We start from the raw sequence: 10228 nt of genomic DNA on the forward strand, positions 1-10228 counted from the left end.
TTTTTTTGATTTACGACTTTTGGAAAAATTATCAAGATATCTTATCTTATGACCAAGCCTTAGCTTTTGATTATAGACTTGATAATATAGTACTAAAACTTAATGAATTTTTTCAAAGACTTTTAATAGAACCAATTGAAAAAGAAGAGATTTCTTTGTATTTAGCTGGTTCATGTATTAAATCAGATAGTTTTAGAGATTTAGATATGATTTTTCCTATGTCAGAAGATAGAGAAACTCTTAATAATGCTTTAAACAAAGATTATTTTGAGTATGAAAATAATTCTTATACATATAGATACAAAAACGATATTTATCAATTAGTTTTTAGAGAGAAGTTTAAAAATGCAAGCTTGCAAGAACTTGTCGATGGTTTTGATTTTGATTCTACAAAAGTTGCTTTTGAGTGTATTTACAATACAAAAAAAAGACTTCTTACTGTGGTTTCTTGTGAAATGAGACAAGAGTTTATTACTTATATAAATACTAGAGTAAATAACCTTTGTAAAGTTAGTGTAAATCCTTTTGTTTCCTTACAAAGATCAATTCACTTTTTAAAAAGAGGTGATGATGTTCCTTATAGCGTATTTTTAGATATCTGTGAAAAGATAGCAGAACTAAAAATTAAAGAAAATGAAAATATAGAAAAGCACTTTGATAGACTTCAAGGTAATCCAAATAAATTAGAAAATATTAAAGATGCAATTTCAAACTTTATTGAACACAAAATAGAAGAGATTGAGGAAAAAAAGTGAAATATCAAAAAAGCTTTTATCAAATAAAATCAAATGATACTATTTTTGAAAAAATCAAAAAAGAGAAAGAATCTATAGGTTATTATAACCTTCCTTTTCAAGATACAAAAGAGATAAAAGAATTTTCAACAACTGTAAAGCAACAACACATTGTAGTAGTTGGTATTGGTGGAAGTTCTTTAGGTACTTTTGCAATTCATGAATTTTTGAAAAATAAAGAAAATGATAAAAAGCTTCATTTTTTAGAATCAACTGATCCTATTGATTTACAAAGAAGAGTAAAAAAGATTGATTTAGATGATGCTTTATTTATAATTATCTCTAAGTCTGGAACAACAATTGAGACAATATCTATTTTAAAATACTTGTCTTCTAAGATAGAGTTAACTAATAAAAACACTGTATGCATCACTGAAACTGATAGTAAATTAAGTATTTTTGCAAAATCAAGAAATATAAAAATATTTGATATCCCTAAAAATGTAGGTGGGAGATTCTCTGTTTTTTCAAATGTAGGTTTACTACCCCTTTCAATTATGGGTTTAGACATAGATAAATTATTAGAAGGATGCAAAGATATTTATAATAGTTTTTTCTCTAAAGAGGATTATTACAATATTATTATGGAAAAAGCAAGATTTATAGTTGAAAATAAAAATAGATTTAATATAAATGTTGTTTTTTCATACTCATCCTTACTTGATGGTTTTAATAAATGGTATGTTCAACTTTGGGGTGAAAGTTTAGGAAAAATAAATATAAATGGAACCAAACAAGCCTTAACACCTGTGGGACTTTTAGGTCCAATTGATCAACACTCTTTTTTACAACTTATAATGGAAGGTAAAAGAGATAAAACAGTTACTTTTATTAAAATTGAAGATTTCAATGATGATTTAACTATCCCTAATCTTTCATTAAAAGGATTAGAAGAACTTGATTATCTAAATGAAATCAAGTTTAAAGATTTAATAAATAAACAAGCAGATTCAACTATTCAAGCAATTGAAGATTTAAAAGATGTACCATTTGATGTAATTACAATTCAATCTCAAGATGAGTATAATATAGGAAAACTTATGTTTACCTATGAGTTATTAACTTCTATCGTTGGAAGTTTTGTTCAAATAAATACATATGATCAACCAGGTGTAGAAGCTGGAAAAATTATTTTAAAAAAAAGTTTAAAGAAGGAAGTATAACTTGAAAATATTAGTAACGGGTACAGCAGGTTTTATAGGTTTTCATTTAACAAAAAAACTTCTTGAAAGAGGAGATAAAGTAGTAGGGTTAGATAATATTAATGACTACTATGATGTAAATCTTAAATATGCAAGATTGAATGAACTTGGAATAGATAAAAATGAAATTAAAGAAAATAAATTGATTCAATCTTCAATTTTTTCACAACATAAATTTATTAAAATAAATCTAGAAGATAAAGAAGCAATGAATAAACTTTTTGAAAATGAAAAGTTTGATGCTGTATGTAATTTAGCAGCTCAAGCAGGAGTAAGATACTCGCTAGAAAATCCTCATGCTTATATTCAATCGAATGTGGTAGGGTTTATGAATATACTTGAGTCTTGCAGAAATTATGATGTAAAGAACTTATCTTATGCTTCTTCTTCTTCTGTATATGGACTAAATAAATCTCAACCATTTAAAACTACTGATAAAACTGATACTCCCATAAGCCTTTATGCTGCTACAAAGAAATCAAATGAATTAATGGCACATACTTATTCTCATCTTTATGGAATCAAAACTACAGGACTTAGGTTTTTTACAGTTTATGGTCCATGGGGAAGACCAGATATGGCACCTATGATTTTTGCAGATGCAATTACGAATAATAGACCAATAAAAGTATTTAATCATGGAAATATGAGTAGAGATTTTACATATATAGATGACATTGTTGATGGTATAATAAAAGTAATAGATAATCCAACTGATTATAAAGTATATAATATAGGCAATAATGCTCCTGTATCCTTAATGGAGTTTATTAAGACTCTTGAAAATTCAATAGGAAAAGAAGCCCAAAAAAATTTTATGCCAATTCAAGATGGTGATGTAGAAAGTACATATGCAGATGTAAGTGATTTAGTAAATGATTTTAATTATAAACCAAATACTAAACTTTCTAAAGGGATAGCTACATTTATTAAATGGTACAAAAGTTACTATTCTCAAAAAGAAGGTATTCTATGAATAAAAAAATATGTGTTATAGGTTTAGGTTATGTTGGATTACCTTTAGCTCATGCTTTTAGTAAAAAATATGAAGTTATAGGCTTTGACATTAATAAATCAAGAGTAGAAGAATTAAACTTAGGTTATGATAGAACATTTGAACTTTCAGAAAGTCAAGTTAAAGAAGCTCTTTCAAATGGTATGAAATTTTCATTAGATATTAAAGATATTAAAGATTGTACTGTTTATATTGTAACTGTACCAACACCTATTGATAGTTCAAATAGACCAGATTTAACGCCACTTATAAAATCATCTCAGATGATTGGTAAAATTCTTAAAAAAAATGATATTGTTATTTATGAATCTACTGTTTATCCAGGTGTTACAGAAGAAGTTTGTGTTCCTGAACTTGAAAGAGAATCTGGAATGAAGTTTAATAATGATTTCTTTTGTGGGTATTCTCCTGAAAGAATTAATCCAGGAGATAAAGAACATACTGTTACAAAAATACTTAAAGTGACATCTGGTTCAACACCTGAAATAGCAACAATTGTTGATGAACTATATTCTTCTATTATCACAGCTGGCACTTTTAAAGCTACATCAATAAAAGTTGCGGAAGCTGCAAAAGTTATAGAAAATACGCAAAGGGATGTAAATATAGCTCTTATAAATGAATTGGCACTTATTTTTGATAATGTAGGAATAGATACTAATGAAGTAATAGAAGCAGCAGCTACAAAATGGAACTTTATTAAATTAAAGCCAGGTTTAGTTGGAGGGCATTGTATAGGTGTAGACCCTTATTATCTTACTTTTAAAGCAGAAGAATTAGGTTATAAACCAAACCTTATTTTAGGTGCAAGACAAATTAATAATGGTATGGGAAAATACATTGCTGAACAAACTGTAAAACAAATGATTAAAAATGATAAAAAAATAAAAGATTCCAATATTTTAATATTAGGAGTAACATTTAAAGAAAATTGTCCAGATTTAAGAAATACAAAAGTTACAGATATAGTAGATGAATTAAGAGAATATGGGGCAAATGTAGATATTTATGATCCTTGGGTTGATTTAGAAGAAACAAAACATCATTTTCAGCATAAATTAATGGCTATAAACCCATTTGAGTCTGATAAAAAATATGATTCAATAATTATTGCAGTGGCACATCAACAATTTATTAAATTAACAGAGGTTGATTATACTTCAATTTCAAATGGAAAAAAAATATTAATAGATATTAAAGGGATTGTGAAAAACCCTACATGGAGATTATAAAAATGTCAAATAAAAAAAGATTTGCACTTATAGGTGCTTCTGGTTATATTGCACCAAGACATATGAAAGCTATTACAGAAACAGGAAATGAATTAGTTGCTGCACTTGATCCTTATGATGGGATAGGAATTATGGACTCTCATTTCCCTCAAGCGAGTTTTTTTACAGAATTTGAAAGGTTTGATAGATTTATTGATAAGTATCATAGAGAAAATGAGAAAAAAATAGACTATATTGGAATTACTACTCCAAATTATCTTCATGATGCACATATTAGATTTACACTTAAAAGTGGTTGTGATGCAATTTGTGAAAAGCCATTAGTACTAAATCCTCACAATATTGATCAGTTAAAAATAATAGAAGAAGAAACAGGGAAAAGAGTAAATAATATTCTACAATTAAGACTTCATCCTTCAATTATTGCATTAAGAGAAAAAGTTCAAAAAGAGTTAGAACAAAATCCAAATAAGATTTATGATATAGACTTAACTTACCTTACAAGTAGAGGAAAGTGGTATTTTGTATCTTGGAAGGGTGATGAATCAAAATCAGGTGGGATCGCATCTAATATTGGTGTTCATTTTTATGATATGTTATCTTGGATTTTTGGTGAAGTAAAAGAGAATATTGTTCACTTAAAACAACCAGATGCAAATGCAGGGTTATTAAGACTTAAAAATGCAAATGTAAGATGGTTTTTATCTGTAAATTATGATTACATTCCAGAAGAAGTAAAAGCTCAAGGGCAAACTACATTTAGATCAATTACTGTTGAAGGTGAGGAAATAGAGTTTTCTGGTGGATTTAAAGATTTACATACAAGATCTTATGAAGAAATCTTAGCTGGCAATGGATTTGGATTAGAAGAAGCTTATGGGTCAATAGATATTGTTTCTCAAATTAGAAAAATGACACCTATTGGATTAAAAGATGATTATCATCCTTTTTGTAAAAAGATTATGTAATGTCTAATTATTTTGCACATGAATCATCATATGTAGATGATAATGTAAAAATAGGTAATAATACTAAAATATGGCATTTTTCACATGTATTAAGTGGTACAACAATCGGTTATAATTGTTCTTTTGGACAAAATTGTGTTGTTGGACCAAAAGTAAATATTGGAAATGGTGTTAAAGTTCAAAATAATATCTCTATTTATGAAGGTGTTGAAGTAGAAGATGATGTTTTTCTAGGACCTTCAATGGTTTTTACAAATGTTATTAACCCCAGATCTTTTATAGTACGAAAAGAAGAGTTTAAAATAACACTTTTAAAAAAAGGTTGCTCAATTGGTGCAAATGCAACGGTTGTTTGTGGTAATACTATTGGAAGATATGCTTTAGTTGGAGCAGGTTCTGTAATAAATAAAGATGTAAAAGATTTTGCACTTATGGTTGGTGTTCCTGCAAGGCAAATCGGTTGGGTTTCTATTTCTGGAAATAGATTAAACTTTGATGAAAATAACATTGCCGTAGATACTTTTGATAATACGAAATATAAATTAGAAAATAATGAAGTTTCATTACTAGAGAAATAAGGAAAATTAGTGAAAATAGATTTTGCAAAACTACAAGATCAATATCAATTATACAAAACAGAAATCGATGAAGCTATTCAAGATGTATTAAATAAATCAAACTATATTATGGGAGAAGAAATAACTCAACTAGAAGAGTCACTTCAAGAGTTTACCGGTGCTAAACATGCAATCTCATGTAGTTCAGGTACAGATGCTTTACTTCTTGCTATGATGGCACTTGATATAAAACCTGGAGATGAAATAATTACTACACCTTTTACATTTATAGCAACTGCTGAAACAATTGCTTTTTTAGGAGCAGTTCCTGTTTTTGTAGATATCGATGATAGAACTTATAATATTAATCCAGATTTAATAGAAGAGAAAATTACTTCTAAAACTAAAGCAATAATTCCTGTATCTATTTATGGACAGCCAGCGGATATGGAAAAAATCCAAAATATTGCAAATAAACATAATCTAAAAGTGATAATTGATGGAGCACAAAGTTTTGGTTCTACTTTTAATAATATAACAGATTCTGCATGGGGTGATATTTCAACTACTTCTTTCTTCCCTGCAAAACCACTTGGATGTTTTGGCGATGGAGGAGCAGTATTTACTGATAATGAAGAATTAGCAGAAAAAATGAAATCATTAAGAGTTCATGGACAAAGCAAAAGGTATCATCATAAATATATTGGAATGGGTGGAAGACTTGATACTATTCAAGCTGCAATTCTAAATGTAAAATTAAAATATTATAAAAAAGATTTAACTTTAAGACAAGAAGTTGCAAGTAAATATACAAAAGCTTTATCTGGAAAAGATTTGATTTTACCTTTTGTTGGTAAAAATGCAACTTCTGCTTGGGCACAATACTCAGTAAGAGTAAAAAATAGAGATAATTTACAAGAAAAATTAAAAAAAACAGGTATACCAACAGCAGTGCATTATCCTATGCCTTTACATCTTCAAGAGTGCTTTGATTATTTAGGATATAAAAAAAGTGATTTCCCTATCTCTGAAATAGTTTCAGAAGAGATTATGAGCTTACCAATGAATCCTTATTTAACAGATGAAGAAATAGAATATATTAGTGAGAATATTAAGTAAATGATATATGATTATTTAATAGTAGGCTCAGGTATTATTGGAATGACAATTGCCTATGAGTTAAAAGAAAGGAATTCTTCTTTAAAAATAGCTATTATTGATAAAGAAGAATATGTAGCAAAACATGCAAGTGGAAGAAATAGTGGAGTTCTTCATGCAGGTTTTTATTACACTGCAAATAGTTTAAAAGCAAAATTTACAGTAGATGGAAATAGACTAATGAAAGAGTTTTGTAAAAAGAATAATATTTTTGTAAATGAAACTCAGAAAATAGTTGTTTCAAAAAATGAAAAAGAAGTTCAAGGGATATATCAACTTCAAAAAAGAGCAGAAACAAATGGAGTTGAAACAAAAATTATAAGTGAAGAAGAAGTTTTAAAAATTGATCCAAATATCAAAACTTATAAAAAGGCACTTTTTTCTCCAAATACAGCAAGTGTAGATCCAAAAGATGTTTGTTTTAAATTAAAAGATGTTTTAAAAGAAAAAGGAATAAATTTTTATTTTAATACTCCTTTTGATGATTGTACTTTAAAATATAAATATTTAATTAATTGTGCAGGAGCATATGCAGATAAGATTGCTCAAAAATTTGGTTTAGCAAAAGATTATACTTTACTTCCTTTTAAAGGAATTTATCTAAAATATACAACAAATAAAAGTGATATTAAAACAAATATATATCCTGTTCCAAATTTAGCAAATCCTTTTCTAGGTGTTCATTATACAATTACAGTAGATGGAAGTATAAAAATAGGACCTACTGCTATTCCAGCTTTTTGGAGAGAAAATTATAAAGGGTTTGCAAATTTTAATTTTAAAGAAATGATTGAAATATTATACTTCGAAACAAAGCTATTTATTCAAAATAGTTTTAACTTTAGAAAGCTAGCAATTGAAGAAATGAAAAACTATCGATCACATATTTTTATTCAAAAAGCAAAAGATATGGTTAAAAAAATTGGAGATAATTTTGAACCAATTCCTGCTGGAATAAGAGCACAGTTATTAGATAAAAAAACAAATGAATTAGTTCAAGATTTTGTGCTTGAGCATGATAAAAAATCAACTCATATTTTAAATGCTGTAAGCCCTGCTTTTACTTGTAGCTTTGCATTTGCAAAATATGTAGTTAATGAAATTGAAAAAAATAAAGGAAATAATAATGAATAAATTAGAAAATGCAAAAGTTTTAGTGATAGGTGCAGCAGGTTTTATTGGAGGATTTGTTGTAAGTGAATTGTTAAAAGAACCTGTAAAGGAAGTTATTATTTATGATAATTTTACTAGAGGTAAAATGGAAAATCTTGAAGATAGTTTAAAAGATTCAAGATGCTCGATTTTCCCTTATGGTGGTGATGTAAGAGAAATTGATGTTTTAGATAAAGCTATGGAAGGTGTAGATTATGTATTTCATTTAGCTGCTATGTGGCTTTTGCATTGTAAAGATTTTCCACGAACAGCATTTGATGTAAATATTGCAGGTACTTTTAATGTATTAGAAGCTTGTGTAAAACATAAAGTTAAAAAGCTAATTTATAGTTCTTCTGCTTCTGTTTATGGAGATGCAGTACAAGTTCCAATGACAGAAGATCATCCTTTTAATAATAAAAATTTCTATGGTGCAACAAAAATAGCTGGAGAAGCTATGTGTACAGCTTATAATGATAGATATGGTTTAGAAATTGTAGGACTTAGATATATGAATGTTTATGGTCCTGGACAAGACCAACATGCAGTTTATAGTGGAGTAGTTCCAATTGTTTTAAATAAAATTGATAGAAATGAAGAACCTACTGTAAATGGAGATGGAAGTCAAGCGTATGATTTTATTTATGTTGAAGATATAGCAAGATGTAATATTGCAGCAGCTAAATCAGACGTGAAACTTGGATATTACAATGTGGGAACAGAAATCCAAACTACTATTAAAACACTATGCGAAACAATGTTAAAGTTAAAAGAATCTAATCTAAAAATCAACTATATCCCTTATAGCGAAGATGATGCAAGACAATTAGTTCAAAATAGAATTGGATCAAGAAAAAAAGCAGAAAAAGAGTTAGGATTTAAATATAAATACTCTTTAGAAGAAGGACTTAATAAACTTATAACTTGGAGAGAAGAAAAAGGGATTAGAGGTTAATACTATGAAAATGAATATTCCTATTACAAAAACAATATTTGGTGATGAAGAAAAAGAAGCTATGGTTAAACCTCTTGATACAGGTTGGGTAGTTCAAGGTCCAAATGTAGCTAAATTTCAAGAAATATTTAGTGATTTTACAAAAGCAAAATATTCTCATGCTACAACAAGTTGTACAACAGCCCTTCATTTAGGTCTAGAAGCGATAGGTATTAAAAGAGGAGATAAAGTAATTGTTCCTTCTTTTACTTATGTGGCAAGTGCAAATGCAGTTGAATATACAGGTGCAGAAGTTGTATTTTGTGATATTGATTTAAAAACATTTAATATTGATGAAACAAAATTAGAAGATTTGATAAAAAATGATACTTCGATTAAAGCAATAATGCCAGTAAATCTATTTGGACTTTGTGCAAACATGCCTTATATTATGGAGTTAGCTAAAAAATATAACTTGAAAGTTATTGAAGATAGTGCTTGTGGTTTTGATGGTTGGATAGGAGATAAACACTCTGGTACTTTTGGAGATTGTGGTTGTTTTTCTTTTCATCCAAGAAAATCAATATGTACGGGGGAAGGTGGTATGTTAATTACCAGTGATGAAGATATTGCAAATAAAGTATCTCAACTAAAAGACCATGGAGCAAGTAAATCAGACCTTCAGAGACACAAAGAGAAAGGTGGTTCTTTATTACCTGACTTTACTATGAGAGGATACAACTATAGAATGACGGATATGCAAGGTGCACTTGGTGTTTGTCAAATGAATAAAAAAGAATATATCATGAATGGACGAAGAGAAGTTGCTTCAAAATATGATGAAGCATTAAAAGATATATCTCAACTTATAACTCCTTTTACTCCAGAAAATTATAAACATGGATATCAATCATATGTTTGTATTTTTACGGATGGAGAAGATATTGCTACTCTTACTAAAGAACAAATAGATAGAATAAATATAAAAAGAAATATTTTTATGGAAAAGTTAGAAGATATGACTATTGCTACAAGACAAGGAACACACGCTGTACATACCTTAGGTTATTATAAAAATAAAAATAGTTTTAGTGATGAAGATTTCCTTATGAGTTATGCTGCAGATAGGCTATCTATTGCCTTACCTCTTTATGCTGGTATGTCTGAGGAAGAATTTAACTATGTGATTTCAAATATAAAAGAGGCTTTAAAATAG

Annotated in this window: 10 protein-coding genes; all 10 read left to right on the forward strand. The window is 28.1% G+C overall.

Annotated elements, in window-relative coordinates:
• Positions 1 to 5: 5 nt before the first annotated feature.
• From CRV01_RS05380 to CRV01_RS05425, 10 genes are read left to right on the forward strand one after another with little or no spacing between them, the layout of a single operon-like run.
• Entirely contained in the window at positions 6 to 755 is a 750-nt protein-coding gene (locus tag CRV01_RS05380) for a hypothetical protein (RefSeq protein ID WP_129007207.1), read from the forward strand.
• The gene (locus tag CRV01_RS05385) at positions 752 to 1957 is read left to right on the forward strand and encodes a glucose-6-phosphate isomerase (RefSeq protein WP_129007208.1); all 1206 of its coding nucleotides are present in this window, start codon (positions 752 to 754) and stop codon (positions 1955 to 1957) included. Before CRV01_RS05380 ends, CRV01_RS05385 begins: the two co-directional genes overlap by 4 nt.
• 1 nt (position 1958) lies before the next feature.
• Entirely contained in the window at positions 1959 to 2972 is a 1014-nt protein-coding gene (locus CRV01_RS05390; protein WP_129007209.1) for an NAD-dependent epimerase, read from the forward strand.
• Positions 2969 to 4243, forward strand: a complete 1275-nt coding sequence (locus tag CRV01_RS05395) for a nucleotide sugar dehydrogenase (RefSeq protein WP_129007210.1) — start codon at positions 2969 to 2971, stop codon at positions 4241 to 4243. Before CRV01_RS05390 ends, CRV01_RS05395 begins: the two co-directional genes overlap by 4 nt.
• A gap of 2 nt (positions 4244 to 4245) precedes the next feature.
• Positions 4246 to 5211 carry a Gfo/Idh/MocA family protein gene (locus CRV01_RS05400; RefSeq protein WP_129007211.1) on the forward strand — a complete coding sequence of 322 codons (966 nt, stop codon included), beginning with the start codon at positions 4246 to 4248 and terminating at the stop codon, positions 5209 to 5211.
• A complete protein-coding gene (locus CRV01_RS05405; protein ID WP_129007212.1) occupies positions 5211 to 5789 on the forward strand; it encodes an acyltransferase in 579 nt (192 codons plus the stop codon). The genes CRV01_RS05400 and CRV01_RS05405 overlap by 1 nt, the downstream gene beginning before the upstream one ends.
• A gap of 9 nt (positions 5790 to 5798) precedes the next feature.
• The gene (locus CRV01_RS05410) at positions 5799 to 6887 is read left to right on the forward strand and encodes a DegT/DnrJ/EryC1/StrS aminotransferase family protein (protein WP_129007213.1); all 1089 of its coding nucleotides are present in this window, start codon (positions 5799 to 5801) and stop codon (positions 6885 to 6887) included.
• A complete protein-coding gene (lhgO, locus tag CRV01_RS05415) occupies positions 6888 to 8060 on the forward strand; it encodes an L-2-hydroxyglutarate oxidase (protein WP_129007214.1) in 1173 nt (390 codons plus the stop codon).
• Positions 8053 to 9033 carry an SDR family NAD(P)-dependent oxidoreductase gene (locus tag CRV01_RS05420; protein WP_258238320.1) on the forward strand — a complete coding sequence of 327 codons (981 nt, stop codon included), beginning with the start codon at positions 8053 to 8055 and terminating at the stop codon, positions 9031 to 9033. Before lhgO ends, CRV01_RS05420 begins: the two co-directional genes overlap by 8 nt.
• A 4-nt stretch (positions 9034 to 9037) precedes the next feature.
• Positions 9038 to 10228 carry a DegT/DnrJ/EryC1/StrS aminotransferase family protein gene (locus CRV01_RS05425; protein ID WP_129007216.1) on the forward strand — a complete coding sequence of 397 codons (1191 nt, stop codon included), beginning with the start codon at positions 9038 to 9040 and terminating at the stop codon, positions 10226 to 10228.

The sequence above is a fragment of the Arcobacter sp. CECT 8983 genome, from assembly GCF_004118855.1.
Taxonomy (GTDB): Bacteria; Campylobacterota; Campylobacteria; order Campylobacterales; family Arcobacteraceae; genus Halarcobacter.